The organism is Sphingorhabdus sp. EL138 (assembly GCF_900258045.1).
Taxonomy (GTDB): Bacteria; Pseudomonadota; Alphaproteobacteria; order Sphingomonadales; family Sphingomonadaceae; genus Parasphingorhabdus.
This window is the reverse complement of sequence record NZ_OGVD01000001.1, coordinates 241,498-266,507: the sequence shown is the minus strand read 5'-3', so window position 1 is coordinate 266,507 and position 25,010 is coordinate 241,498. Positions and strand designations below refer to the sequence as shown.

The window sequence follows — 25,010 nt, the reverse complement described above, 5'->3', positions numbered from 1 at the left end:
TTATTCTGCTGGCTCAATTGCAGGTTTTCCTACAATCGGCTTATCCGCGGCCTCGTCATAAGGCGTTTCGGTCATGGGTTTTTCTTCGCGCTGCTTGCCTGCAATCGTCATCCAGACATTGTAGACCAGCACGATGGCACCAGCGAGATAGAGCAGCCCGCCCGCCGCACGGATCAGATACATGGGCAGCATCGCGGATACGACTTCGGAGAAAGCGTAAACCAGATAGCCATCATCACCATATTCGCGCCACATCAGACCCTGCATGATACCGGCTACCCACATTGACGCGGCGTAGAGAACGATACCCAGCGTCGCGAGCCAGAAGTGCCAGTTCACCATGCGCAGCGAATAAAGCCGCTCTTTGCCCCACAGGCGCGGGACGAGATAGTAAAGGCATGCGAAGGTGATCATGCCGTTCCAGCCCAGTGCACCGCTATGCACATGGCCAATTGTCCAGTCGGTGTAATGCGACAGGCTGTTCACGGCTTTGATTGACATCATCGGACCTTCAAACGTGCTCATGCCATAGAAGGCGAGTGCAAGGACCATCATCCGAATGATGGGATCAGTACGGATTTTGTCCCATGCCCCGTTCAGGGTCATCAGGCCGTTGATCATTCCACCCCAACTCGGCATCCACAGCACGACCGAGAAGACCATGCCGAGCGTCTGTGCCCAGTCGGGCAGCGCCGTGTAATGAAGATGATGTGGTCCTGCCCAGATATAGAGGAAGATCAAGGACCAGAAGTGGATGATCGACAGTCGGTAGCTATAAACCGGTCTCTCTGCCTGTTTCGGCACGAAATAGTACATCATTGCCAAGAAGCCTGCCGTCAGGAAGAACCCAACCGCGTTATGGCCATACCACCATTGGGTCAGCGCATCCTGCACGCCAGCAAAAGCGGCATAGCTTTTCGAACCCAGCAGGCTGACCGGCATGGACAAGCCGTTCACGACATGCAGCATGGCAATGGTCAGGATGAATGACAGATAGAACCAGTTGGCGACATAGATATGCGGCTCGGACCGACGTACGATTGTACCAATGAAGACTGCTGCATAACACAACCAGACGATGGTCAACCAAAGATCGACATACCATTCGGGTTCGGCATATTCCTTGGACTGGGTAACTCCCATCAGATAACCTGTGGCCGCCAGCACGATGAACAGCTGGTAACCCCAGAAAACAAAACGGGCGAGGCCAGGGAAGGCCAACCTCGCCCGGCATGTACGCTGTACGACATAATAGCTTGTCGCGATCAGCGCATTGCCTCCAAAAGCGAAAATAACGGCAGATGTATGGAGGGGCCGCAAACGACCAAATGTGGTATATTCAAAATTCAGATTAAGCACCGGAAACGCAAGTTGCAGGGCAATGATAAGCCCAACCAAGAAACCGGCAATACCCCAGAAAATAGTCGCGATCACGCCCCAGCGGATCGGATCGTCATCATAAATACCGGGATCGGCGGGGGCTTTTAATATACCGCGTCCAATGGCAGCATAGTCTGCCTTGTTGATGGTCACCCAAAGAGTGATCCCGGCAGCCAAAGCGATAATTGCCATATGCACGGCAAATCCGGCATCTGCCGCCAGAACCATTGCAATAAACGCAAAAAACACGATAGCCAGCCAGCCGCCAGCCTTTAATAAGAGCGTATCCATGATGTCCTTCCCTGTATGGACGATTCAAAAAATCGTCTTCAACAGGAAGCGGCATGGCAGGCCAGACAGTCATTCACATTGATCTAGATCAACGCAACAAACTCTTTGCCAAATCGTTTTTGTTGAAACAACGTTCCCGCAAGGATGCAGCTTCATTTATCGATCTGCCCGACCTAGCTTGATCCAGCATCGGCAATATCATGCAAGCGGTTCGCATCCAGTATCTGGACATTGCGGTGATCGGGGAGTGCGATCACTTCATTCTTTTTCAATTGGGTCATTTGACGGCTCACCGTTTCAATGGTCAGGCCCAATATATCCGCTACCTGCTGACGGCCGAAAGGCAGCGCGAATTGTTGAAGACTGCCGCCGACGACGCTGCAACTGGCATCCGCCAGCCGATCCGACATTTCCAGCAGGAAAGACGCCACGCGCTCTGGAGCTGTTTTCCGTCCCAACATCAACATAGACCGTCGAACGCGGTCGAGTTCAACTAACGTGCGCTGCAGTAATTTATGTTCGAGGTCAGGATGTTCACGAACAAACTGGTCGAAATCGGAGCGCGAGAAAACACAGACTTTCGAATCTGCAAGAGCGGTTACCGTATATTCATTCCTGTCACCGAACGGGCGCCCGACAAAATCGGACGGGTAGAGCAAGCCGATAATTTGCTCGCGGCCGTCTTCCAGAGACGAGGTCAGTTTAAACGCCCCTTCCACAACATTGGCCACGATCAGGCTATCGTCACCCTCCCATATCAAAGCCTGCCCCGCCTTGATGGAGACTTTGCGGGAGAGCCGATTGATTGCGATCAGTTCGTCCGGGTCCAATGCCGAACAAATGGCCTTGTTTTTGACAACACATTGTTCGCAATTGTTCATCATGGATCAGTAAACCTCGTCGAGTGTCAGGGCAATAGCCCGGCCTGTCCCCGATTATATGGGCCGATACTGTCAAGCAACTTCACACCCTCGCGGGTGTAAGCTACGCTCTAGCTTCTAGAAAGGTACGTCGTCATCGAGGTCGCTGTCAAATGCGCCGCCGCCTTGACCACCGGAAGATCCGCCACCGGTATTGCCCCACCCGTCATTGGAACCACCGCCAGAGCCGCCACCGGAACCACCGCCGCTCCAGCCGTCATTGCCGCCGCCCTGGCCGCCCATACCGCCACCTTGACGGGAATCGAGCATTTCCAATTTGCCATCAAAACCCTGCAAGACAATCTCGGTTGAATAACGGTCATTGCCGGACTGGTCTTGCCATTTGCGGGTCTGTAGTTTTCCCTCGATATAAACTTTGCTGCCCTTGCGAAGATACTTTTCCGCGACGCCAGCCAGGCCTTCGGAGAAGATAGCAACGCTATGCCACTCGGTCTTTTCCTTGCGCTCACCGGTGTTTCGGTCTTTCCAGCTTTCGGATGTCGCGATGCGCAGATTGCAGACTTTGCCGCCATTGTTGAATGTGCGCACTTCAGGGTTGGCACCCAGATTTCCTACGATAATTACTTTATTGATGCCGCCAGCCATTTGCATTTCCCCTTGGAATATATGTGATGTTTTTCGATTCTCTGGAGGCTCTATAGACCGAGGGCGACAGCACTCCAATATGTAATCCCGGCCGCCACATAAGCCAGCGCGAAAAGATACCCCAACATAAACATTGGCCATTTCCAGCCATTGGTTTCGCGGCGTGTCACGGCAATGGTAGAGATGCATTGGGGTGCAAAAACAAACCAGGCCAGAAACGCCAAGGCGGTTGGCAAGGACCAGCGGCTTTGGAGGCGTTCGGTTAATGATTTCGCTTCTGCTTCCTCATCCGGTGCATCAATCGCATAGGTTGTTGCCAGCGCCGCTACCGCCACCTCGCGGGCCGCCATGGCAGGGATCAAAGCCAGCGCCATATCGCGATTGAAACCAATCGGCGCAACCACCGGTTCGATGACGTTGGCTATTCGGCCAGCGGCAGAATAATCCACTTGGCTTACCGGGCTATCATCCGGCACTTTGGGATAGGTCAACATGAGCCAAAGCACTACGGTAGCGACGAAGATGATTGTTCCGGCGCGGCGCAAAAATATCCAAGCCCGTTGCCAGAGACCCAGCAATATATCACGAATACGCGGCATCTGATATTTGGGCATTTCCATCAGGAAGCCGCTATTCGGGCCTTTGGTGACGGTGCTGCGCAAGACCAGTGCAACAATCATCGCGCCGAGAATGCCGAAGATATAAAGACCGAACAGAACCAGGCCTTGAAGGCCGATACCTCCGCCTACGTCGCGGGCAGGAATGAAGGCGCCAATGATGATTGCATATACCGGCAGACGCGCTGCGCAGGTCATAAGCGGCGCGACTAATATCGTGGTCAGCCTGTCTTTCGGGTCCGCTATACTGCGCGTCGCCATGATGCCGGGAATGGCGCAGGCGAATGAAGACAGCAATGGAATGAAACTGCGTCCGGACAGACCAACACTGGCCATCAACCTATCCATGATAAAGGCCGCGCGGGTCATATAACCACTAGCTTCGAGCAAGAGGATGAACAGAAACAAGATCAGAATTTGCGGGAGGAAGACAACAACTGATCCGACACCGCCAATTGCGCCCTCAATTAAAAAATCGCGCAAGAAGCCTTCACCCAAATTGGCCTCTACCGCAGCTGCGGCCCATTCACCTGCGCCTTCGATCCAGCCTATTGGCGCTTCAGACCACGCAAAGACCGCCTGAAACATCACAAACATAATCGCAAGGAGGATGATCGGTCCGGCAAAAGGATGCAGGAACACAGCATCCGCGCGTTCTGACCACCGGCGACCTGCGGTTTCAGCAATAACCGCCAAATTGGCAATTTCCTTTGCCTGCTTGCGCAGGCCGTGGCCGCGTTCTTTGGGGACAATGGTAGTCGGTTGCTCGTTTTTCTCGGAAAGACGTGTTTCAATAGAGGCGGACAAGAGCTCAAGACCGCGATTGCGAACGGCAACAGTTGGAATAACCGGTACGCCCAACTCTGCTTCCAGCTTGGCCGGATCCAGCGTCAAGCCATCGCGCTCGGCAAGATCCATCATGTTAAGCGCAATCAGAACAGGGCTGCCAAGTGCGATTACTTCCAGTGCGAAGCGCAAATGATTGTCGAGATTGGCAGCATCCAGTACAATAACAATTGCATCTGGCTGTCGCTCGCCTTTCTGTTCTCCCATGATCACGCTGCGTGTGACCGCTTCATCCGGGCTGGTTGGGTCGAGACTGTAGCTGCCCGGTAAATCCACAAGTTCGACCGGGCGACCATTGGCTAGCTGAAAATGACCGGATTTGCGTTCCACAGTAACGCCAGGATAGTTTGCAATTTTCTGTCGTGCTCCGGTAAGCGCATTGAACAAGGCGCTTTTGCCCGCATTGGGATTACCAGCGAGGGCAATAAGTGGGGCTGTTTCGCTCATGATTTAGGCTGGAAGAACCACCGATATGGTTGCCGCGTGAGATTTGCGAATTGCAATCATCATCCGGCCAACCTTCAGAGCAATTGGATCATTGAAGCCGAACATGCCTTTGTGAAGTTTTTCTACGGTAACACCTGCATCAAGGCCTAAGGCGCGAAGACGCGCCCCTTCATTTTCTGACATAGCATCCCAGTCGATCGAAGAAATTTCGGCGCGCTGACGCATGGCGAGGCGATCCAGCGTGAGCGCTAATGTAACCGGTGCGTTCATAGATAAACTCGTTAGATAGTAATTGCGACTGATTATCAATATTAATTAAGTGTGGCGAGTCTTTTTGTCAGGGTGTACGCAGCTTTGGCAATAATTTGCTAGAAACTAGCGCTCAGGCTCCACGATAGCGCAGCCGTCCTATAAAGCGTGCCATGCTGAACCGATCGCCACCCGGCTTTGTCAATTTGGCTTTGACCTTCTCGAACTGCATCACATTTTCGATCCGCCGATCGAGAAACGCTTTGGTGTCGGTATGGCCATCGCTTTCATGATCAAGAAAAATGCTGATTGTACTGCCATACACAGCCGACAAAAGTGTCCGCTTTGTATAATGATTATAGTCGGTTGCTGTATCGCCGGCGAGCCGCCACATTTTATCTGCTGCCCGCCAACCAAGCTTGGCAGCGGACCTGATATTGGGAGGCGCTGCGAGTATCGCCCGCGCCCGGCGCAACCCTTCCCGGTCTGGCTCCAGTATCTCCAGCCGTGCAATCACGAGCGCCGTGATTCGCTCGCGAATCTTCATGGCGCCAAGCTCTTCTTCGGAATATTTTGCCACCATGGTTTCATCGACGGATTGAAACCATGCATCGATCATATCCACCGGACCGTCGTTAAACGCCAGTCGTGCCATATCGCCATCAACTCCGGCTTGCTTGGCCGCTGCTGCCACTGCGTCTTCGTTCCACCCGTCAAAAGCCGCTTGCGATGCCAGAAGTGGCGCGAGATAAGCGCGCACTTCATCGAGCGTGGGATCATCTCTGAGCGGTTTGGGTTGTTTCGGGTGCATGTCCTGAATTCCTTGTACGTGATTCCTCATATGAGTGAGGGCGCGTCCGGAGACCAATAAATCCGATATAGGCTGAAAGAAAAGTTTTTAAAGCATTGCATTGCAAAGCGCCACTGGCCTGACTAGCTATTCATCAAGCAATTAAAAATAGCGAAAGAACATGGATATGAGCACATTATTTGATCCCATTACCCTTGGCGCGATCGAAGCCCCCAACCGGATGCTAATGGCGCCCTTGACGCGCTGTCGCTCGACGATGGAGCATGTGCCTACTCCGATCATGGGTGAATATTATTCCCAGCGTGCTGGTGCCGGGCTGATCATATCCGAGGCCACAGGTATCAGTCAGCAAGGCCTGGGGACCCCCTTTGCCCCTGGTATCTGGAACGACGAGCAAACTGAAGCATGGAAGCCGATTGTCGAGCAGGTGCATCAGGCGGGCGGTCGGATCATCTGCCAGCTTTGGCATATGGGCAGGATTGTACACCCTGATTTCCTTGGCGGTGAAAAGCCCGTTTCTTCCTCCGCGACCACCGCACCGGGAAGCGTCCGTACCTATCAGGGCAAGCGCGACTATGTGGAAGCGCGTCCACTGGAACTGCATGAAATTCCTAGCTTGTTGGACGATTACACCAACGCTGCTGAGAATGCGAAAAAGGCGGGTTTTGATGGTGTGCAACTGCACAGTGCCAATGGTTATCTGATTGATCAGTTTATCCGCTCTGGTACTAATTTCCGGACCGACGAATATGGCGGTTCGATCGAAAACCGGATCCGCTTGCTGGGTGAAGTGACTCAGCGTCTGGTTGACGCCTGGGGCAGCGACCGGGTTTCCGTAAGGCTCTCTCCCAATGGCGATTCACAGGGCGCGGACGATGCGACACCGGTCGAGACCTTTACCGCTGCTGCCAAATTACTCGACGGCATTGGTATCGCGTTTCTTGAATTGCGCGAACCACCTGCACATGGCACTTATGGCAATACTGATGTGCCAGCAGTTAGCCCCGATATCCGTCCGGTATTCAGCAAGCCGTTGGTTCTTAACAGCGATTATTTTTATGATAATGCGACAGAGGCTTTGGCAAATGACAAAGCCGATGCGATCAGCTTTGGCCGGACTTTCATGACCAATCCCGATTTGCCCGAGCGTTTCCGCACTGGTGCAGAACTCAATCCGATCGATTTCACGCCGACATGGTATAGTCAGGGCGCAGAAGGTTATGTGGATTATCCAACAATGGAACAGGCCAAAGCGACGGCCTGACCAGAACAGTTTACGAAATCAGAAGGAGCTTTTGAGCCGTCGGAACATATCATGGACCGGCGGCTCCGAGATATCCTCATACCCAAGCCGTGCCGAAAGACGTTGCAGGCGCTGAAACAGCTCTTCACTGGCATCAATTATTTCACGTGCCTCGTCAGGAAACAGCGCCACCATTGGACCATCACTGGCTGCGGCATAGCCCAGTTCGCGGTTATGGTTCCATGCCTCGCCATCCGTCATATCTTCGCCATGCAACGCTCGTTGGTTCAGCAGCCACGCGATGCAATGCATCAAACGCGTTGTGACTTTTAAAGACTCGCAGGAAAAAGATACAGACAGCGCTGCTTTGTCTTCGCACTGGTCATTAAAGCGGCCGGATTCAAAATAGGACCGCGCTTCGTCAGCAAGTACCATAGACTCGGTATAGAGCGCATCCAGTAATTTGGGCGTTATTAATGCTTCGCTGTCAGCCATGCCCGATGGTGTAGCAAATATTTTGTGAGCAGGGACAGTTAAAATTTGCTGGTCAAAGGGTTAATTTGCAAGATGTTTCAATGTGACACGCGGGCCGCCCGCGGGTTAATGGGTAGACAGAAACAGTTAACATGGCCGAACCGGCGCAATTATGCGCCTGATCAGGCAATAATATCCGGTATCAGCTGATTCTCGATCTGGATGATGCGGTCCCGCAGGTGCAATTTACGCTTCTTGAGACGTGCGGCGCGCAATTGATCATGACTGCCTGATTCCATGAGAGCCGTGATAGCATCGTCCAGATCACGGTGCTCCTGTCTCAGTAGTTCAAGCCGCTGCCGCAACTCCTGATCGCTTATCGCCATAATGGATCCATTCGCCCCTTGCATGCCTGCAACAAATTTGTAATCTTCACCCTATTCATGGTTCATGTCGAAACCAAGACATTAATATCCATGGTCATCGTCTCCGCTTGATGACAAGCGCAGAACAAATGGAAAGGGACACCCGCAGCCATTTTCAACCTAGCAACACTATAAAAAATCAGGAGAATATTATGGATCAGAATCATCTGTCAGCCCTACGCGGAAAACACGAGGCCCTGGATCGCCAAATTAGCGAAGAAGAGGCCCGCCCGGTTCCAGATACGATTCGACTTCATGACCTGAAGAAACAAAAGCTGCGGTTGAAAGAAGAGTTGCTCACGGATGCCTGATCCAAATTTATGATCAGTTTTTGTGTTTCAGTCTGATTCATCAGACCATATTTTCGATATGCCCCTGGCACCCGCAAACCCGTCTGAATCACATCAAGCTATCCGGTTAAAACATTCAACTCATTGACTTACTCCCCGGTTTCCCCAAGGTTTGGGAGATCGATAATGAGAGGATAAGTCCCATGACTACAAATCAGGTTTGGTATTTGCGCAAACGCCCCGTCGGCAAGATTGCCGACGGAGATCTTGAACTGGTCACGGAAGAAATGGGCCCGCTGGGACCGGATATGGTTCGGGTGCGCACTGTTTACCTGTCCCTTGATCCCACCAACCGTATTTGGATGAGTGATATGGATGGCTATTTGCCTCCGGTCCCGATTGATGATCCTATGCGCGGTGGCGGCATTGGTGTTGTGGAAGAAAGCAACTTCGACGCCATACCGGTCGGCGCACTGATCAACACAGGCCTGTCTACCTGGGCTATGTATAATGACATTCCCGGCGGCATGGCGAGCATGCTACCCGCGATTCCCGGCGTGCCACTGACCGCTTACATGGGGCCATTGGGTGCAACCGGCATGACCGCCTATTTTGGTCTGATGGATATCGGCAAACCAAAGGAAGGCGAAGCGCTGGTTGTTTCTGCTGCCGCAGGCGCGGTTGGTTCTATGGTAGGGCAAATCGGTAAAATTCACGGCTGCCATGTCGTTGGTATCGCAGGATCTGATGATAAGTGCCAATGGCTTACGGAAGAAGCGGGATTTGACGCTGCGATCAACTACAAGACCGAAGACGTCGGTGCCGCATTGGACAAGCATTGTCCGAACGGGATTGATATTAACTTTGAAAGTGTCGGTGGTGAAATCATGGATGCGGTGATCGCGCGCCTGAATGATTTTTCACGCATGCCGCTCTGTGGACTGATATCCACCTACAATGATACAGACGGATCTCCCGGTCCATCCAATTTTGCCAATCTGTTAATGCGGCGAACCACGTTACGCGGATTCATTATCCTGGATTATTTTGACCGTTTTCCTGAAGGCGCACAGGCGATGGCCGGATGGCTGATGGAAGGACGTCTGAAATTCGAAACAGATGTGGTGCAGGGCCTTGAAAACGCACCCGCTTCTCTCGACCGGTTGTTCACGGGCGCCAATTTGGGCAAGCTTGCTGTACAAGTGGGTCCGGAACTAGACTAAACCGAGTTAGTGGTTAACCACAAGTCATGGGATGACATGCATTTTTTGGCCTTTTGACCGTTTTGCATGTCGCGCCTTCGGGAGGTTTCTGCTAGGTCATTCCTATGGCCACCAAACATACGTCCAGTCCTGTAACAGCCCGTAACATATTGACCGGGCTCAGGTCGATTATGGCCTCGCCGGGCAATGCGCAAACAAAACTGAATCATGTCGTCGAAACCATTGCGGAGGCGGTGAGCAGTGAGGTCTGTTCGATATATTTGCGCCGCGAAGGCGTACTGGAACTATACGCCACGCGCGGGCTTAATCAGGAAGCGGTACATGTCACGAAGCTGGCATTTGGTGAGGGACTAACGGGCTATATTGCCAAAAATGTCGAAACCCTGAATCTTGATGAAGCGGCCAGCCATCCGGATTTTCAGTATCGCCCGGAAACAGGTGAAGAGAAATTCCACAGTTTTGCCGGCGTGCCGATTATCCGGAACCAGCAGGCCGTCGGCGTGTTATGTGCCCAGCATATGGAACCGCGCAAATATTCCGAAGAAGAGATTGAGTCTTTTCAAACGGCTGCGATGGTGCTTTCTGAACTGATTGCCAATGCAGAACTGATCGATGTGGAGTCGGTGGATGCCCCGGAAGCCCGTAACAACGGTGCGGACAGGCTCAGCGGATTGCAATTGGTCAAGGGTAAGGCGAGTGGTTTCGCGGTTTTTCACCAGCCGCGGGTAAAAATCGAACATACCGTCGCCGAAGATATCGAAGCCGAAAGACACCGGGTCTATTCCGCCTTTGACAAGATGCGTAGCCAGATTGACCATATGACCAATCAGGCTGAATTTGGCGTTGGCGGCGAACATGAAGAGGTGCTGCAAACCTATAAGATGTTTGCTTATGACGAAGGTTGGAGCCGCCGGATCAACGAGGCGATTGACAGCGGCCTGACCGCCGAGGCTGCCATTGAGCGTGTGCAGCAACATACCCGTATGCGGATGCGGCAGATAGATGACCCGCTTTTGGCCGAACGGATGCATGATCTGGAAGATCTCGCAAATCGTTTGCTGAGAATAGTCTCCGGTCAAATGGGCACGGCGGCAACCATGGGTCTGCGGCAGGATACAATATTGATTGCCCGCAATCTCGGACCTGCGGAATTGCTCGAATATGATCGTCGGCGTTTGAAGGGTGTGGTGCTGGAAGAAGGATCACTGACCGCCCATGTCACCATCATAGCGCGGGCAATGGACATCCCGATATTGGGACAGGTTAAGAATATCCGCCAGATTGTTCGCGAAAATGATTATTTGCTGCTGAATGTCGATGACAATGCGCTGTTTGTGCGGCCAGGCCAATCGATGCAGGATGCGTTTGAAGCACAGGTTGAACTGACCCAGAAAAAGCGGGCGGCTTATACCGCGCTTAAAGATGAAGAGCCAATTACCAAGGATGGCAAGCGGATCACGTTGAATATCAACGCGGGCTTGCGTGACGATATGGGGATGCTGAATCTCACGGGCGCCGATGGCATTGGGTTGTTTCGGACAGAGTTCCAGTTTCTTGTTGCTGCTACGATGCCAGGCCGCGCTGGACAATTGCGCTTCTATCGCGATGTGCTGGATGCGGCTGGTGACAAGCAGGTTATTTTCCGCACCGTCGATATCGGCGGGGATAAGCCTTTGCCTTATTTCCAAACGAGTGAAGTCAAGGAAGAAAATCCGGCCATGGGCTGGCGCGCGTTACGCATTGGCCTGGAGCGGGACGCCTTGATGAAAGTGCAAGCGCGCGCACTCATTGAGGCTGCCGCCGGACGGAAACTCAACGTGATGTTTCCGATGATTGCTGAGCCATGGGAATTCGACGAAGCCAAGACTGTGTTTGAAAAACAGCTGGAATTTTTGCGCAGCCGCAAGAAACAGTTACCACTTTCCATCCGTTACGGCGCTATGCTTGAAGTTCCGGCTTTGGCGGAGTGCCTGGACCAGATGGCACCGCGGCTCGATTTTTTGTCAATTGGTACCAATGATCTTACACAATTTCTCTTTGCCGCCGATCGCAGCAACCCGAAATTGGCCGAGCGGTTCGACTGGTTGAGTCCGGCCATACTGCGCTTCATTGGCCGTGTTTCCAAGCAAGCCGATGAACTGGACATTGAGCTGGGCGTTTGCGGTGAAATGGGCGGACGGCCGATGGATGCGCTAGCGCTGTTGGGGCTTGGCATAAAGCGTCTGTCAATTACACCTGCATCTGTTGGCCCGATCAAGGCTATGGTTCGCTCGCTTGATCTGGGCGCAGCACAGGAACAGCTTAATGCGATGCTATCAGGTCCGCCAAGCGACCCCCGAACCACATTGCAAGAATGGGCCCTTGAGCATCAGGTGGACATCGGTTGACTGTTCATATGTAACAATTGGTATCGACGGTTTTCTTGAAAGCCCGGAGATATCGTCATAATGGCGATATCATCAGGCTGGAAATATTGATAATCATTGACTTTTCATCGCTCCAGTGGCTTTTTCTGAATCATCAGTGAAAATCGGGGTCGCACCGCGAACCGGCCAAAGGAGAGTATGATGGCCGAAGAAAATGACGCAGAAGAAATAGAGCAGGAAAATGCCGAGTTAAACTTGCACAGCGTGGGTGACATGTTGCGTCATGCGCGAGAGCAAAAAAATCTGAATATTGAAGATATTGCCAAGACAACGCGGATTCCGCAGCGGCACCTAGAGTCCATTGAAACTGGAGATTTCGCTGCTCTGCCTGGCCGCACCTATGCGATTGGTTTTGCCAAGTCCTACGCCCGAACCGTGGGCCTCAGTGAAGTGACAATCGGTAGTCAATTACGCGAAGAGATGGATGATCAGGGCCATAGTGCCTATGAACCGGAAACCAGCGGTTACGCGCCGGCTAATCCGAGTAATATTCCTCCCAAATATCTCGCGTGGACGGCTGGTGGCATCGCTGCAGTCTTGTTGATCGGTTTTTTGGTTTGGCGAACTTTGTTTTTGGAACCTGCCGATTTCATAGATGAAGGACCCGAAGCTGAATTTACCGAGAGCGAGACCATAGATGGCACGCTGGACGGTACGATTGATCCAGTTGGCCCAACACCGTCTGACACAGGTACGGTCACTTTGACTGCAACCGAGACTGTCTGGCTCAAGATATACGACGAAGATGGCGAGCGCCTGTTTGAAAAGGAAATGTCAGCCGGTGAACAATATTCGGTTCCCGCTGATGCCAAAGGCCCCCAAATTCTGACGGGACGACCTGATGCCTTGACCGTCACTATTGATGGCGCCGTAGTTGCACCACTCGGCACAGCAGATCGTACGATTAAGGACGTCGGTATTAGCGCGGCCGCGCTGCTCGCACGAACCGATCCCGGTGGATCAACCACGAACGGCGAATCCGCAAGTGAACTGGATACCACGCAATAGCGGGTCATATGGCCGTGAAACATCAATCTCACTCAACGTAAATCTATTTACTTTTCCACGGCATCTATGGTTAACGTAAAACAAATCTTTGGCCATATGTTTGGAGGCTCCTTATGAAACCCGTCCTGTTATCGACGTTATTCGCCGCGCTATCGGCCAGCCTTTTGATTGCGGCTCCTGCTGCTGCGCAAAATAACAATGTCGACAAGCGTGTCGACCGGTTGGAACAGGAAATGCGGGCGGTTCAGCGTAAGGTTTTTCCTGGTGGTTCCTCTCGGTTTTTCGAACCCGAAATCAGACCTGATGCTGATACCCCGACGACTCCATCGACAACAACAACTGCCGTTTCTGACCTCATCGCCCGAGTTGATACGCTCGAACGCAGTCTCGCAAACCTGACTGGTCAGGTTGAGCAGAATGATTTTCGTATCAGACAGATAGAGGATAAAATGGCCGCTGCGGTGCCGCCGGTCAGCACCAATCCCGGCGCACTATCGACGACGCCATCGGGCGGATCTGTTACGGAAGATACGGGAAGCGCCAGCCCCGATCCCGAACGCGTAAGCGGCGTTGCATCCATTGTGATGCCTGATACCGGCGATGTCGGCGAAGACGCCTATATTTATGGCTACCGGCTCTGGGAAGCGAAATATTATCCTGAGGCCCAGACGCAGCTCAAGAAAGCGGCTGCCGATCATCCCAAGCACCGCCGTGCCAGTTTCGCCAAAAATCTGCTGGGCCGTGCTTATCTCGACGATGGCAAACCGGCCTTGGCCTCTGTTGCCCTTTATGAAAATTATCAGGAACTGCCTCGCGGTGAACGGGCACCTGACAGTCTCTACTTTCTCAGCACAGCCTTGGTCCAACTGGACAAAAAAGCCGACGCTTGCCGCGTGCTTTCCGAACTACAGGAAGTTTATCCCAGCGCAGCATCCGGTCGCCTCAGTGCGCGGGTTGCACGGGGCAGGACAGCGGCGGATTGCAGCTAATAATGCACCTCTTTCAGCGCACCCCATGATGGAGCAGGCTCTTGTTGATCGCTTCCGTGAAGCGGTGACGATGCTTGTGCCTGACTTCGAAAATAGTGATGACAAGTTGGGTCTCGCCGTTTCGGGTGGACCTGATAGCCTTGCCTTGTTGCTGCTCGCCAATAGCTGCTTCCCGGGACGGATTGCTGCCGCAAGTGTCGACCATGGGCTGCGACCGGAGGCCCATGCGGAATGCGAGTTTGTCGCCAGCATATGTGCTGACCGGGCGATTCCGCATCAGATATTAAAGCCATCTTTTCCCATTCGGGGCAGTATTCAGGCAGAAGCTCGCAAAGCGCGCTATGCCTTGCTCAACGCCTGGATAGAGGGTCGAGGTATGGCATGGCTCGCTACTGCCCACCATGCAGACGACCAGCTTGAAACACTTGTTATGCGGATAATGCGCGGTAGCGGTGTTGACGGCATGTCTGCAATCCGTGCCAAACGGGGTCCCATCATTCGCCCGTTACTTAGCTTCCCAAAAAATATGCTGGCCGAGTTTGTGACGGCTCAAGGAATTACACCGGTTGATGATCCTTCCAACAAAGATCAGAGCTTTGACCGTGTCCGGGTAAGGGATGCATTGTCGCGGTTGTCAGGTTTTGATGTAAGCCTTGCTAACCAAAGCGCCGCTGCGCTGGATGATGCGCGGACCGCGATACATTGGATGGTCGACAAACTGGCGGCAACCTATATCCAGAAAAACGAAGATGGCTGCACACTCGACAATCATGACTTCCCCCATGAAATTGTTCGGCGATTGCTCCTGAAATGCTTGCATGTCTGCGACCCGGCATTGTCGCCGCGCGGCAGCCAGTTGGAACCGTTGATCAAGGGGCTGGAACAAGGTGAAACCCAGACTATTGGAAACATATTGTGCAAGGGCGGAAAGGTCTGGACCTTCTCCGCTGCACCGGAACGCAATAATAGATAAATATTTCAGTATTTTAGCGGAAAATCACCATTTACGATCAGACTGATCAGCAAAAACATTCGGCCTTATATTGTCATCCTAGGCAAAACTCCTATCTTTAAGGGACAGATTCGGTTGGAATAACCGCTGACGATACCAAGACAGGACAGCAATTATCATGAATGACGAACAGGATCCCAAGGAAAACCCCTGGATGAAAAGTATGCTCATCTGGGCAGGCGTGATTGTCGCCCTGTTGCTCACTGTCTCTATGTTTGGTGCCGGTGCCGGTGCTGATTCTGGTGAGGCAATCAGCTATTCCTCGTTCCGTGCGAAAGTTGCTGAGGGCAGCGTCCAAAGCGTTGCAATTGCCCCGGACAAGATTACTGGTGAGCTGACCAACGGAGACAAGTTCGCCACAACGCCGGTTGGCAATGATCCCAGCCTGGTCAAATTGCTTGATGAAAAAGGTGTAGAGTATAGTGGCCAAGCCGAAGAAAGCCCAAGTATCTGGCAGTATCTTTTGATTCAGTCGCTACCGTTCCTGCTTATTCTCGGCATAGCGTTTTTCGTGTTGCGCCAAATGCAAAAAGGTAGCGGTTCTGGAGCAATGGGCTTTGGCAAATCCAAGGCCAAAATGCTGACCGAAAAGCAAGGCAAGGTTACCTTTGAAGATGTCGCCGGCATCGATGAAGCGCGCGAAGAACTGGAAGAAATCGTTGAATTCCTGAAAAATCCAGGTCGCTTTGCAAAACTGGGTGGGCAAATTCCAAAAGGCGCATTGCTGGTAGGTTCACCGGGTACCGGTAAAACTCTGCTGGCCCGCGCAATTGCTGGTGAAGCTGGGGTGCCTTTTTTCACCATTTCCGGTTCAGATTTTGTGGAAATGTTTGTCGGCGTTGGTGCGAGCCGTGTCCGTGACATGTTTGAACAGGCCAAGAAAAACGCGCCTTGTATCGTCTTCATTGATGAGATTGATGCCGTTGGTCGTCATCGTGGTGCCGGCCTTGGCAATGGCAATGACGAGCGCGAACAGACGCTGAACCAGCTCTTGGTCGAAATGGATGGTTTTGAAGCGAATGAAGGTATCATCATCATCGCCGCGACCAACCGTCCTGACGTTCTCGACCCCGCATTGTTGCGTCCGGGCCGCTTTGATCGCCAGGTCGTCGTGCCGCGTCCAGATATTGAAGGTCGTGAAAAGATCCTCGAAGTACACATGAAGAAAGTACCACTGGCACCCGATGTGAATGCACGCACGATTGCACGCGGTACGCCCGGTTTCTCCGGTGCTGACCTCGCGAACCTCGTCAACGAAGCCGCCTTGATGGCTGCCCGGCGCGGGAAGCGCCTCGTGGCTATGGACGAGTTTGAGACCGCTAAAGACAAGGTCATGATGGGCACCGAACGTAAATCCATGGTGATGACCGAGGATGAGAAGAAAATGACCGCTTATCATGAAGCCGGTCACGCGATTGTGGCGGTGCATGAGCCTGCCTCTGACCCGATCCATAAAGCCACGATCATTCCGCGCGGCCGTGCGCTTGGCATGGTTATGCGCTTGCCGGAGCGGGACAGCTACAGCTATCACCGTGACAAGATGCACGCCAATATGGCTGTGTCGATGGGCGGCCGTGTCGCGGAAGAAATCATCTTTGGCTATGACAAGGTGTCTTCCGGCGCATCAGGCGACATTCAATATGCGACGAAGCTTGCGCGCGACATGGTCACACAATGGGGTATGTCCGACGAAATGGGTCCGTTGCAATATGAAGAGGAGCAAGGCGAGACCTTCCTCGGCTATTCGCAATCCCAGCGTGTCCATATGTCGGACGAAACGGCCAAGAAAATCGATAGCGAAATTCGCGGTATCGTTGATGCCGGCTATGACCGCGCCAAGGATGTATTGACCAAACACGAAGATCAGCTGCATTTGCTGGCAAATGCGCTGCTTGAATATGAAACCTTGTCGGGTGACGAGATTGACTCGCTGGTCGAGAATGGCAAATTTGAGCGACCCGATGGCGATGTTGTGAAGCCATCTTCGGTACCAACAATTGGTACATCTATACCGAAAGCGGGTAAGAAGCGGAAAGGTCCATTTGGCGATCCGAAACCGCAGGGTGTTTAAGCTGCTACTATATTAGCTAGATAACTCACCTGATACTCAGATAGATAGATACAAAAGGCCTCCCTCAGACTTGAAGGAGGCCTTTTTTCATTTCGAGAGTTTCGTGCGTCACCAGCCGACGTCTGGTTTAATCGACATCTGGTTTAGATGACCGAACAATCAACTTGTCGATTTTGCGACCATCCATGTCGATTATCTCAAAAACCCAGCTCTGATCCTCAAAATTCTCTCCTTCTTTTGGCAGGCGCCGCAATTGATTCAAAGCGTGCCCGGCAACCGTGGCGTAGTCCCGATCATCGGGCAATTTGATACCAAGCCGGTCCGCGAGCGCATCCATCGACATCGCGCCTGACACCAGAAAACTGCCATCTGCGCGTTCAATCAGGCTGCGCTGAGTCTTTTCGTCTTGATCGGAGACAAATTCACCTGCGATCGAACGAAGCAGGTCATTGGGAGTTACAATCCCTTCAAAATGACCATATTCGTCATGAACCAAGACCATCGGTACGTCAGCTTCCCTGAGGATATCGAGCGCATCCAATGCATCGAGCTGATCCGGAACTTTTTCAAGCGGGCGCATCAATTTATGCAAATCGAGCGTCTGTCCGCTAAATTGTGCGGCGACTATATCGCGCGCTACAACAACGCCCTTAATCTCATCCACTGAATCCTCAGCCACCGGCCAACGGCTATGTTGCGATTCAATCAACATTGCATGAATTTCTTCGGTGGTCGCGCTGATATCCAACCAATCGACCTCTGTCCGCGGTGTCATCACTTCTCGGATTGGCCGGTCGGCCATGCGCACGACGCCCGCGATAACGGCTCGCTCATGTTCTTCGATAACACCCGACCGCGTGGCTTCAGCAAAAACCATCTGTAACTCATCTGCGGTCACGTGATTGGCCTGGTCGCGTTTGAGGCCGAGTACCCGAAAGATTAATGCACTTGTGCCATCAAGCAGCCACACCAATGGTGCGGCTACTCTGGCGAGTAAGTCCATTGGCGGTGCCATGACGACGGCAATTTTTTCGGCTGAACGGAGCGCAAATTGTTTGGGCACGAGTTCGCCAATAACCAGCGAAGCAAAAGTCGTCAGCCCGATGACCAAAGCGAAACCGATACTGACAGACAGTTCTTGGCCCATACCCAGAGCTTGCAAACGCTCCGCGACCGGTCCGCCGAGGCTGGCTCCGGAAAAGGCGCCGGCGACAATGCCAATCAATGTGATTCCGATTTGTACCGTGGACAAAAACTTACCGGGATCGCCGGCCAAACGTAGAGCAATTCTCGCGCCTCGGCTCCCTTGATCTGCTGCAGAATGGAGATATGCCTTACGCGCGGAAACAATGGCTAGTTCCGACATAGCGAAAACGCCATTAATCAGCACTAGTACGACAATGATCGCAACATCAAACCAAGGAAAAGCTGTCATATTGTCCAATAGAAAGGGAATAAGCCCGAAAGAAACCCTATAGCCATATGTTTTACAAAATATCAAATATGCTTTGATGCCGCCCTGATAATTTTGGGTTCATCTTATCTATGGTTAATTACGGCTATCGCGCCGGGAAGGGGAAGTATATCCCAACGGCGCTTCTATGAGGGACTAAAAATATGCGTAGCAAACAAGCATTTATTGCGGCACTTTCGTTAAGCGCACTCGCCTTTGCGAGCGGCTGTACAACCAACCCAGAAACCGGGAACCGGGTTCTGTCCAAAGCAGCCATTGGTGGTATTGGCGGCGCACTGGGCGGTTATCTGCTGGGCGATATTATCGGCGGTCGTAATGATCGTACAGAAAAGATCATAGGTGCTGGCCTTGGCGGCCTCGCCGGTGCGGGCGTGGGCTATTATATGGATGAGCAGGAAAAGAAACTGCGTCAGCAAACCGCTGGTAGCGGTGTCGATGTGACCCGTGATGGTGACAATCTGATCTTGAATATGCCGTCCAATGTTACTTTTCCGGTAAACAGCGCGGCCATTGAACCTGAGTTTCAACAGACTTTGGGCGATGTTGCCAATACGCTGTCACAATATGAGAAGAGCTATATCGACGTTTATGGTCATACCGACAGCACCGGCACGGATCAGTACAACCAATCGCTGTCCGAACGGCGCGCTTTGTCGGTCGCCAACTTCTTGAGCAATAGCGGCGTTCAGCGTGCACGAGTTGAAACCCGCGGATTTGGGGAAAGCCAGCCGATCGCGACCAACAGCACCGAGGAGGGGCGCTCTGCAAACCGCCGGGTCGAGCTGAAAATCGTACCGATCCGGGAGCAAGGCCTCTAGAGCAGCGCACTATCCGCTTGCCATGACGACAATCATTAGGGCATCCCTTTCCTGAAAACAGGATAAGCCAAATAGTTATAGGCCAATAGTTTAAGGGATGCCCTAATATGACCACCCCAAATTTTTCCATCGACCTGACTGGACGTACAGCCATTGTTACCGGGGCGTCGGCTGGCCTCGGGCGCCGTTTCGCGAACATCTTGGCGGCTTGTGGAGCAAAGGTTGCTTGTACGGCCCGGCGCAGGGAAAAGCTGGATGAACTGGTAGACGAAATCACCCAAGATGGCGGAAATGCAAAAGCTTTCGATCTGGATGTCCGGGATGCGGAGCAACTGAAGGCAATTATTCCGTCCGTCGCCGACACGCTGGGGCAACCCGACATACTGGTCAACAATGCTGGAATTGTGGACGCTGCTCGTGCTGTGAAGATGTCCACGGAATTGATCGATGATGTTCTAGATACCAATATGCGCGCCGCCTACATATTGTCTTGTGAGTTTGCGCGACCTTTGATCGAACAGGAGATGCCCGGGCGGATTGTTAATATCTCTTCCATAGCCGGCACACATTATGATGGTCATGGCGCTGCACTTTATTCGACCACCAAGGCTGGAATATCCCGAATCACAGAGGCTCTGGCTGTTGAATGGTCCAAATTTTTCATCAACGTCAACGCGGTTGCACCAGGGCTTTTTGCAACTGATATGTCGGATGGTATGACCAGTCGAATGGGTAATTTTTACGAGCATTTTCCCCGCAAACGTATATGCCAGCCGGATCAGATGGATAGCACATTGCTTTATCTGTTATCGCCGGCATCAGAATGCGTAACCGGTACCATCATCAAGGTCGATGACGGTCAAGGGCCACGATAGATAGCTAGATTAAATCACCCATAAGCAATTGCGGCAAATCACCACTTTCGCCGCGCGCTTCCGCCATGAACTGGTCTTTGAGGGGTGGGATGCGTTGCACTATGCCAATGCCAAAGCGGCGGATCGCTGAAGATGTATCGCCGGGCAATCCAAAAAGCCGCGTGAGGACGTCTGTAGCGGCCGACATCATAAGATTGTCCAGCCCGCGCCAGCGGTCATATCGAGCCAATATCTGAGCATCCCCCAGATCAAGGCCTGTACGGGCGCCATCGACAATGCACTCGGTTAATGCTGCCACATCGCGCAGACCCAGATTGAGTCCCTGACCGGCAATCGGGTGGATCCCATGGCCCGCATCACCAACCAGGGCAAGACGCTGGGCAACAAGTTCAGCGCTGTGGTGAAAACCGAGCGGATAGGTTGCGCGTTCGGACTGCAAGGTCATTTCACCCAAAAACCCACCCGTTTTCTTCATCAATTCCGCTTGAAAGGCCCGGTTGTTAATCTTGGCCAAAGCCGGTCCATCTTTGCGCGCAACCGTCCAGACAATGGCGGAGCGATGGCTTCCATCCTCATCGTCCCGCATTGGTAAAACGGCGAATGGTCCAGAGGGATAGAAAATCTCATAAGCAGTATTCTCGTGGGGCTGCTCATGCGTTATTGTGCAGACGATAGCGCTATGGTCATATTGCCATTTTGCCATGACAATACCGGCGTCGTCGCGTATCGCGCTTCCACGGCCATCGGCAGCGATCAGTAATGGAGCGGCCAATTGCTCCCCACTTTCCAGGGTGACGGAAACATGATGACCACCACGGTCGCTTTGTTGCACCTGTGTTGCAAGATATAGATCAATCTGGTCATGTGCCTGTGCAGCTTTAAACAATGTTCTTTGCAAAACCCTATTTTCAATCATTACGCCAAGCGGGCCGTCATTTTCATCAGGTGTAAAGTCAAGCTTCCCGGGTTTTAGACCATCGTTGATCAGAATTCTGTCAATATTGCAGCCATGTGGGGCCAGCTTCTCTGACAGACCGATCGCTGCAAATATGTTCCAGCTGGCGCTGTTGATTGATGAAACTCGGCCGTCATTCTGCGGATCCATCAAATGGGCCGGCGCTGCGCGATCAATGACAGCCACGCGCAATCCATGAGCCGCAAGAGTCAAAGCTTGGGTCAAACCAATCAGGCCGGCGCCCAATATGATCACATCGCTCTGTTTTTCACTACCGGTCATATTTGCGCCTCTATCTTGTCGTTCGCTGTCCACAGGATAAGCGCCAGCGGATCGAAAAGAAAGCTGTTCGGGTAAATTATCATCAACAAACTTGCCGGAAAACTTGACGCGGAGTCACCGATTCGCGCAAAGGAAACGATAGTTAATACGGGTTTGGGCATTTGTACCAAGATGGACAGACCCCGGGAGTAGAAAATGGCCGGAAAAGCAAAGGAAGCCAATTGGCGAGAAGTGATGCGGGCTAGCCTGCTACGCAGCGGCGCGCTGATCGGTGCCGTTTTCCTAAGCCTCGTGGCCGTTTTTCTGTTTCTTGCTTTTGTGAGCTATTCGCCCAGCGATCCTTCGTTGAATACCGCGGCTGGCAGCATCGAGCATAACTGGATGGGCATTGCCGGATCTTACAGTTCTGACCTGCTTTTGTCTCTGATAGGTGTTCCGGTGATATTATTCCTGCCGCTGATATTGATTTTCGCCAATCGCTTGTGGCGCGATATTCCGCAGGTTGAGTGGAAAAAACAACTGCTTTGGTGTTTGCTTGCTGCCTTTCTGATCGGAACGGGTTTGTCATTGTGGTTTCCTGACAGTCAGGCGGATTTGCCATCGGGCTGGGGCGGACTTGCCGGCATGGTTTCTGCCAAAGGTATCAATGCTGGCTTGGCTGCCATTTCAGAGAGCTGGAGCGGCGTTGTTTCGGGTGTGTTGACAGCGATCACTGTAACCGGCGGTCTTGTGCTTGGTTATTTTAGTTTGCGGCTCGACAAGCCTCTGTTGTCCATGCCTCAGCTCAAATTGCCGCGCTTCAAATCGGCTGAAGAAGATAGCGGCCTGGTTATCGAGCCTGAGGGCGCTGCCCCTGCGAAACCGAAAAAGGCGCCCGCTCCACGCAAAGAAGTCAAACCGGATAACCGGCCACCGCCGGAAATTAGCGACCGGGCGCTGCCTCCTAAAAAAGCGAGCCTATCGAGCGGTAAACAAGGCGATTTCTTTGGCCCCTACTCGCTGCCATCAATCGATCTTCTGACACCGCGGCCCGAAGAAGCCAATAATGTCATCGACAAGGCCGGACTGGAACGCAATGCGCGTTTGCTTGAATCCGTTCTCGACGATTTTCATGTGAAGGGCACAATCAACGCCGTGCGGCCGGGGCCTGTGGTGACTATGTATGAACTGGAGCCTGCTCCTGGCATCAAAGCAAGCCGCGTGATCCAGCTTGCCGAAGATATTGCACGAAATATGTCCGCGCTTTCCGCCCGTGTGGCCGCGATACCGGGCCGAACCGTCATGGGTATTGAACTGCCTAACGCACAGCGTGAATCCGTTGTTCTGCATGAAATGATCGGCAGCGACAGTTTTCAGGACCAGACCGGGCAGCTTCCAATCATTCTCGGCAAGAATATCTCCGGTGACCCGGTAATTGCCGATCTTGCGCCGATGCCGCATCTGTTGATCGCGGGTACGACGGGTTCCGGTAAATCCGTTGGCCTTAACTGCATGATCGTATCGCTGCTTTACCGGATGACGCCGGATCAGTGCAAAATGATCATGATCGATCCGAAGATGCTGGAACTCAGCACCTATGACGATATCCCGCATTTGCTGTCGCCGGTTGTAACCGAACCGGCCAAGGCTGTCCGCGCACTAAAATGGGCGGTGGAGCAAATGGAGGAACGGTACCGGATGATGTCGTCCATCTCGGTGCGCAATCTCGCCAACTATAATGAGAAGGTCAAAGCTGCCAAAGCAAAGGGTGAGCCATTGGGCCGCAAGGTCCAGACCGGCTATGATCCGGAAACATCCCGGCCTATCTATGAAGAAGAGCAACTGGATTATGAAGTCCTGCCGCAAATAGTGATCATCGTCGATGAACTTGCTGATCTGATGATGACTGCCGGTAAAGAGGTTGAATTCCTCATCCAGCGCCTTGCCCAGAAAGCACGTGCTGCCGGTATCCATCTCATCATGGCAACCCAGCGACCATCGGTTGATGTTATTACCGGTGTGATCAAGGCTAACCTGCCGACCCGGATCAGCTTTCATGTGACGTCCAAGATCGATTCCCGCACCATATTGGGCGAACAGGGCGCAGAACAGCTCCTCGGCAAGGGGGACATGCTCTATATGCCTGGTGGCAAGCAATTGACCCGGGTTCATGGACCGTTTGTTTCGGATGATGAGGTTCGCCTGATCGCCGATCATTGGCGGGCGCAGGGATCGCCGGAATATATTCAGGCAGTGACCGAAGAGCCGGAAGACGGCAGTTATGCCCTGGATGGCGCAGATCTGTCTGACAGTAAGGAAGACCGGCAATATGCCCAGGCCTGCCAGATAGTGTTTGAAAGCCAGAAAGTATCGACCAGCTGGCTCCAACGCCAGCTTAGAATAGGCTATAATACCGCTGCGCGGATTATCGACCGGATGGAAGATGACCAGTTTATCAGCCCTCCCAACCATATTGGTCGCCGGGAAGTGCTGCGTGATCAAAATGGTGAAGTGATCTAAAAGACCACAATTCAGGTGATGTTCAATCGCTTCTTGTTAAGCGTTGCGAAGATTTTTCAGGAGTTTTCAATATGTTGAGATTTGCTTTTCTGCTCGCCACAGCGCCTTTGACGCTGACGGCCAGCGTTCCAGCGACAGCCCAGCAAAGCCCCGCCGATGATATCAACGCGATTTCAGCTCATTTGCGCGCCATGACCACCATGACCGCCAATTTCACGCAAACCGACCGCAGTGGGCGACTCTTGCCCGGAAAACTGACGCTGAAGCAGCCGGGCCGAATACGCTTCCAATATGGCAAGGAGGCGAATTTGCTGATTGTCGGCGATGGTAAGGCGTTGACGATGATAGATTATGAAGTGAATCAGGTTCAGCGTTGGCCGATAAAGAATAGTCCGCTGGGCGCGCTGCTCAATCCTGAACGGGATTTATCCAAATATGGGAAAATCATCCCGACTCGCAATCCAGATGTGTTGAGTGTTGAGGTGCGCGACCCGAAACGGCCTGAATATGGCGTGATTACAATGGTTTTTACCAAGATCGCCGGTGCGCCCGCTGGTCTACGCCTGGATGGCTGGGTATCTCTTGATTCGAAGAATAATCGGACATCTATCCGGCTTTCGGATCAAAAATTCGACGTTCCAGTAGCCAACAACGCTTTCAAATGGACTGATCCGCGCCGAAAAAGACGCGGTAGGCGATGAACGGAGGCGCGGCCTCGACCAGCGGAAGCCCTGACAGCTTTTGTTCATCTAAGCGACAGAAACGCGGTTCTATAACGG

At 52.7% G+C, this 25,010-nt stretch carries 23 protein-coding genes; 13 read left to right on the top strand and 10 right to left on the bottom strand.

What is annotated here, in order from left to right:
• Entirely contained in the window at window positions 1-1,671 is a 1,671-nt protein-coding gene (gene ccoN, locus DK507_RS01235) for a cytochrome-c oxidase, cbb3-type subunit I (protein WP_109354223.1), read from the bottom strand.
• Window positions 1,672-1,724: 53 nt separating this feature from the next.
• Here ccoN and DK507_RS18135 point away from each other — a divergent pair, with 53 nt between their 5' ends.
• Entirely contained in the window at window positions 1,725-1,853 is a 129-nt protein-coding gene (locus DK507_RS18135; protein ID WP_301950660.1) for a hypothetical protein, read from the top strand.
• Here the strand turns inward: DK507_RS18135 and DK507_RS01230 are convergent.
• The 5 genes from DK507_RS01230 to DK507_RS01210 form a co-directional block, all read right to left on the bottom strand.
• Window positions 1,845-2,555, bottom strand: a complete 711-nt coding sequence (locus DK507_RS01230) for a Crp/Fnr family transcriptional regulator (RefSeq protein ID WP_367889541.1) — start codon at window positions 2,553-2,555, stop codon at window positions 1,845-1,847. The two genes, DK507_RS18135 and DK507_RS01230, sit on opposite strands and share 9 nt — an antisense overlap.
• A 114-nt stretch (window positions 2,556-2,669) precedes the next feature.
• Complete coding sequence (gene ssb, locus DK507_RS01225) at window positions 2,670-3,197, bottom strand: single-stranded DNA-binding protein (protein WP_109354222.1); 528 nt, start codon at window positions 3,195-3,197, stop codon at window positions 2,670-2,672.
• 50 nt (window positions 3,198-3,247) lie between these two features.
• Window positions 3,248-5,107, bottom strand: coding sequence for a ferrous iron transporter B (locus DK507_RS01220; protein ID WP_109354221.1), 1,860 nt, complete (start codon window positions 5,105-5,107; stop codon window positions 3,248-3,250).
• Window positions 5,108-5,110: 3 nt separating this feature from the next.
• Window positions 5,111-5,377, bottom strand: coding sequence for a FeoA family protein (locus tag DK507_RS01215; protein WP_109354220.1), 267 nt, complete (start codon window positions 5,375-5,377; stop codon window positions 5,111-5,113).
• Window positions 5,378-5,489: 112 nt separating this feature from the next.
• A complete protein-coding gene (locus DK507_RS01210) occupies window positions 5,490-6,167 on the bottom strand; it encodes a COQ9 family protein (RefSeq protein ID WP_109354219.1) in 678 nt (225 codons plus the stop codon).
• A 166-nt stretch (window positions 6,168-6,333) separates the two neighbouring features.
• On the opposite strand from DK507_RS01210, the gene DK507_RS01205 reads away from it, so the two are divergent.
• Entirely contained in the window at window positions 6,334-7,431 is a 1,098-nt protein-coding gene (locus DK507_RS01205; RefSeq protein WP_109354815.1) for an alkene reductase, read from the top strand.
• Window positions 7,432-7,449: 18 nt separating this feature from the next.
• Here DK507_RS01205 and DK507_RS01200 read toward each other — a convergent pair whose 3' ends face one another.
• Both DK507_RS01200 and DK507_RS01195 read right to left on the bottom strand, forming a co-directional pair.
• Window positions 7,450-7,905 carry a DUF1465 family protein gene (locus DK507_RS01200; RefSeq protein ID WP_109354218.1) on the bottom strand — a complete coding sequence of 152 codons (456 nt, stop codon included), beginning with the start codon at window positions 7,903-7,905 and terminating at the stop codon, window positions 7,450-7,452.
• A 161-nt stretch (window positions 7,906-8,066) separates the two neighbouring features.
• Window positions 8,067-8,264: a YdcH family protein gene (locus tag DK507_RS01195; RefSeq protein WP_109354814.1), complete on the bottom strand. Its 198-nt coding sequence runs from the start codon at window positions 8,262-8,264 to the stop codon at window positions 8,067-8,069.
• 197 nt (window positions 8,265-8,461) lie between these two features.
• Here DK507_RS01195 and DK507_RS01190 point away from each other — a divergent pair, with 197 nt between their 5' ends.
• From DK507_RS01190 to ftsH, 7 genes are all read left to right on the top strand, one after another.
• Window positions 8,462-8,620, top strand: coding sequence for a YdcH family protein (locus DK507_RS01190; protein WP_109354217.1), 159 nt, complete (start codon window positions 8,462-8,464; stop codon window positions 8,618-8,620).
• Window positions 8,621-8,802: 182 nt separating this feature from the next.
• Window positions 8,803-9,822 (top strand): NADP-dependent oxidoreductase, encoded by a 1,020-nt coding sequence (locus DK507_RS01185; protein WP_109354216.1) that lies wholly within the window; start codon window positions 8,803-8,805, stop codon window positions 9,820-9,822.
• Window positions 9,823-9,926: 104 nt separating this feature from the next.
• Window positions 9,927-12,209, top strand: coding sequence for a phosphoenolpyruvate--protein phosphotransferase (gene ptsP / locus DK507_RS01180; protein WP_109354215.1), 2,283 nt, complete (start codon window positions 9,927-9,929; stop codon window positions 12,207-12,209).
• 177 nt (window positions 12,210-12,386) lie between these two features.
• The gene (locus DK507_RS01175) at window positions 12,387-13,256 is read left to right on the top strand and encodes a RodZ domain-containing protein (protein WP_109354214.1); all 870 of its coding nucleotides are present in this window, start codon (window positions 12,387-12,389) and stop codon (window positions 13,254-13,256) included.
• 113 nt (window positions 13,257-13,369) lie between these two features.
• On the top strand, window positions 13,370-14,245 hold the full coding sequence (locus DK507_RS01170) for a hypothetical protein (protein ID WP_109354213.1): 876 nt from the start codon (window positions 13,370-13,372) through the stop codon (window positions 14,243-14,245).
• Window positions 14,246-14,270: 25 nt separating this feature from the next.
• The gene (tilS, locus tag DK507_RS01165; RefSeq protein WP_109354212.1) at window positions 14,271-15,218 is read left to right on the top strand and encodes a tRNA lysidine(34) synthetase TilS; all 948 of its coding nucleotides are present in this window, start codon (window positions 14,271-14,273) and stop codon (window positions 15,216-15,218) included.
• Between the two features lie 157 nt (window positions 15,219-15,375).
• A complete protein-coding gene (ftsH, locus tag DK507_RS01160) occupies window positions 15,376-17,328 on the top strand; it encodes an ATP-dependent zinc metalloprotease FtsH (protein WP_109354211.1) in 1,953 nt (650 codons plus the stop codon).
• 127 nt (window positions 17,329-17,455) lie between these two features.
• On the opposite strand, the gene DK507_RS01155 is transcribed toward ftsH, so the two are convergent.
• Window positions 17,456-18,763, bottom strand: coding sequence for a hemolysin family protein (locus DK507_RS01155; RefSeq protein ID WP_109354210.1), 1,308 nt, complete (start codon window positions 18,761-18,763; stop codon window positions 17,456-17,458).
• A 182-nt stretch (window positions 18,764-18,945) separates the two neighbouring features.
• On the opposite strand from DK507_RS01155, the gene DK507_RS01150 reads away from it, so the two are divergent.
• Window positions 18,946-19,620: an OmpA family protein gene (locus tag DK507_RS01150; protein WP_109354209.1), complete on the top strand. Its 675-nt coding sequence runs from the start codon at window positions 18,946-18,948 to the stop codon at window positions 19,618-19,620.
• Between the two features lie 107 nt (window positions 19,621-19,727).
• The gene (locus DK507_RS01145) at window positions 19,728-20,495 is read left to right on the top strand and encodes an SDR family NAD(P)-dependent oxidoreductase (RefSeq protein ID WP_109354208.1); all 768 of its coding nucleotides are present in this window, start codon (window positions 19,728-19,730) and stop codon (window positions 20,493-20,495) included.
• 4 nt (window positions 20,496-20,499) lie between these two features.
• Here DK507_RS01145 and DK507_RS01140 read toward each other — a convergent pair whose 3' ends face one another.
• Window positions 20,500-21,732, bottom strand: coding sequence for a UbiH/UbiF/VisC/COQ6 family ubiquinone biosynthesis hydroxylase (locus DK507_RS01140; protein ID WP_109354207.1), 1,233 nt, complete (start codon window positions 21,730-21,732; stop codon window positions 20,500-20,502).
• Window positions 21,733-21,927: 195 nt separating this feature from the next.
• On the opposite strand from DK507_RS01140, the gene DK507_RS01135 reads away from it, so the two are divergent.
• Both DK507_RS01135 and DK507_RS01130 read left to right on the top strand, forming a co-directional pair.
• On the top strand, window positions 21,928-24,231 hold the full coding sequence (locus tag DK507_RS01135; RefSeq protein ID WP_109354206.1) for a DNA translocase FtsK 4TM domain-containing protein: 2,304 nt from the start codon (window positions 21,928-21,930) through the stop codon (window positions 24,229-24,231).
• 71 nt (window positions 24,232-24,302) lie between these two features.
• Entirely contained in the window at window positions 24,303-24,932 is a 630-nt protein-coding gene (locus tag DK507_RS01130) for an outer membrane lipoprotein carrier protein LolA (protein WP_109354204.1), read from the top strand.
• Window positions 24,933-25,010 lie beyond the last annotated feature (78 nt).

What these genes read in the sequence shown, in the direction of transcription:
- ccoN (WP_109354223.1), bottom strand. Translation starts at nt 1,671, where the DNA reads ATGGATACGCTCTTATTAAAGGCTGGCGGCTGGCTGGCTATCGTGTTT.
- DK507_RS18135 (WP_301950660.1), top strand. Translation starts at nt 1,725, where the DNA reads ATGGCAGGCCAGACAGTCATTCACATTGATCTAGATCAACGCAACAAA.
- DK507_RS01230 (WP_367889541.1), bottom strand. Translation starts at nt 2,555, where the DNA reads ATGATGAACAATTGCGAACAATGTGTTGTCAAAAACAAGGCCATTTGT.
- ssb (WP_109354222.1), bottom strand. Translation starts at nt 3,197, where the DNA reads ATGGCTGGCGGCATCAATAAAGTAATTATCGTAGGAAATCTGGGTGCC.
- DK507_RS01220 (WP_109354221.1), bottom strand. Translation starts at nt 5,107, where the DNA reads ATGAGCGAAACAGCCCCACTTATTGCCCTCGCTGGTAATCCCAATGCG.
- DK507_RS01215 (WP_109354220.1), bottom strand. Translation starts at nt 5,377, where the DNA reads ATGAACGCACCGGTTACATTAGCGCTCACGCTGGATCGCCTCGCCATG.
- DK507_RS01210 (WP_109354219.1), bottom strand. Translation starts at nt 6,167, where the DNA reads ATGCACCCGAAACAACCCAAACCGCTCAGAGATGATCCCACGCTCGAT.
- DK507_RS01205 (WP_109354815.1), top strand. Translation starts at nt 6,334, where the DNA reads ATGAGCACATTATTTGATCCCATTACCCTTGGCGCGATCGAAGCCCCC.
- DK507_RS01200 (WP_109354218.1), bottom strand. Translation starts at nt 7,905, where the DNA reads ATGGCTGACAGCGAAGCATTAATAACGCCCAAATTACTGGATGCGCTC.
- DK507_RS01190 (WP_109354217.1), top strand. Translation starts at nt 8,462, where the DNA reads ATGGATCAGAATCATCTGTCAGCCCTACGCGGAAAACACGAGGCCCTG.
- DK507_RS01185 (WP_109354216.1), top strand. Translation starts at nt 8,803, where the DNA reads ATGACTACAAATCAGGTTTGGTATTTGCGCAAACGCCCCGTCGGCAAG.
- ptsP (WP_109354215.1), top strand. Translation starts at nt 9,927, where the DNA reads ATGGCCACCAAACATACGTCCAGTCCTGTAACAGCCCGTAACATATTG.
- DK507_RS01175 (WP_109354214.1), top strand. Translation starts at nt 12,387, where the DNA reads ATGATGGCCGAAGAAAATGACGCAGAAGAAATAGAGCAGGAAAATGCC.
- DK507_RS01170 (WP_109354213.1), top strand. Translation starts at nt 13,370, where the DNA reads ATGAAACCCGTCCTGTTATCGACGTTATTCGCCGCGCTATCGGCCAGC.
- tilS (WP_109354212.1), top strand. Translation starts at nt 14,271, where the DNA reads ATGATGGAGCAGGCTCTTGTTGATCGCTTCCGTGAAGCGGTGACGATG.
- ftsH (WP_109354211.1), top strand. Translation starts at nt 15,376, where the DNA reads ATGAATGACGAACAGGATCCCAAGGAAAACCCCTGGATGAAAAGTATG.
- DK507_RS01155 (WP_109354210.1), bottom strand. Translation starts at nt 18,763, where the DNA reads ATGACAGCTTTTCCTTGGTTTGATGTTGCGATCATTGTCGTACTAGTG.
- DK507_RS01150 (WP_109354209.1), top strand. Translation starts at nt 18,946, where the DNA reads ATGCGTAGCAAACAAGCATTTATTGCGGCACTTTCGTTAAGCGCACTC.
- DK507_RS01145 (WP_109354208.1), top strand. Translation starts at nt 19,728, where the DNA reads ATGACCACCCCAAATTTTTCCATCGACCTGACTGGACGTACAGCCATT.
- DK507_RS01140 (WP_109354207.1), bottom strand. Translation starts at nt 21,732, where the DNA reads ATGACCGGTAGTGAAAAACAGAGCGATGTGATCATATTGGGCGCCGGC.
- DK507_RS01135 (WP_109354206.1), top strand. Translation starts at nt 21,928, where the DNA reads ATGGCCGGAAAAGCAAAGGAAGCCAATTGGCGAGAAGTGATGCGGGCT.
- DK507_RS01130 (WP_109354204.1), top strand. Translation starts at nt 24,303, where the DNA reads ATGTTGAGATTTGCTTTTCTGCTCGCCACAGCGCCTTTGACGCTGACG.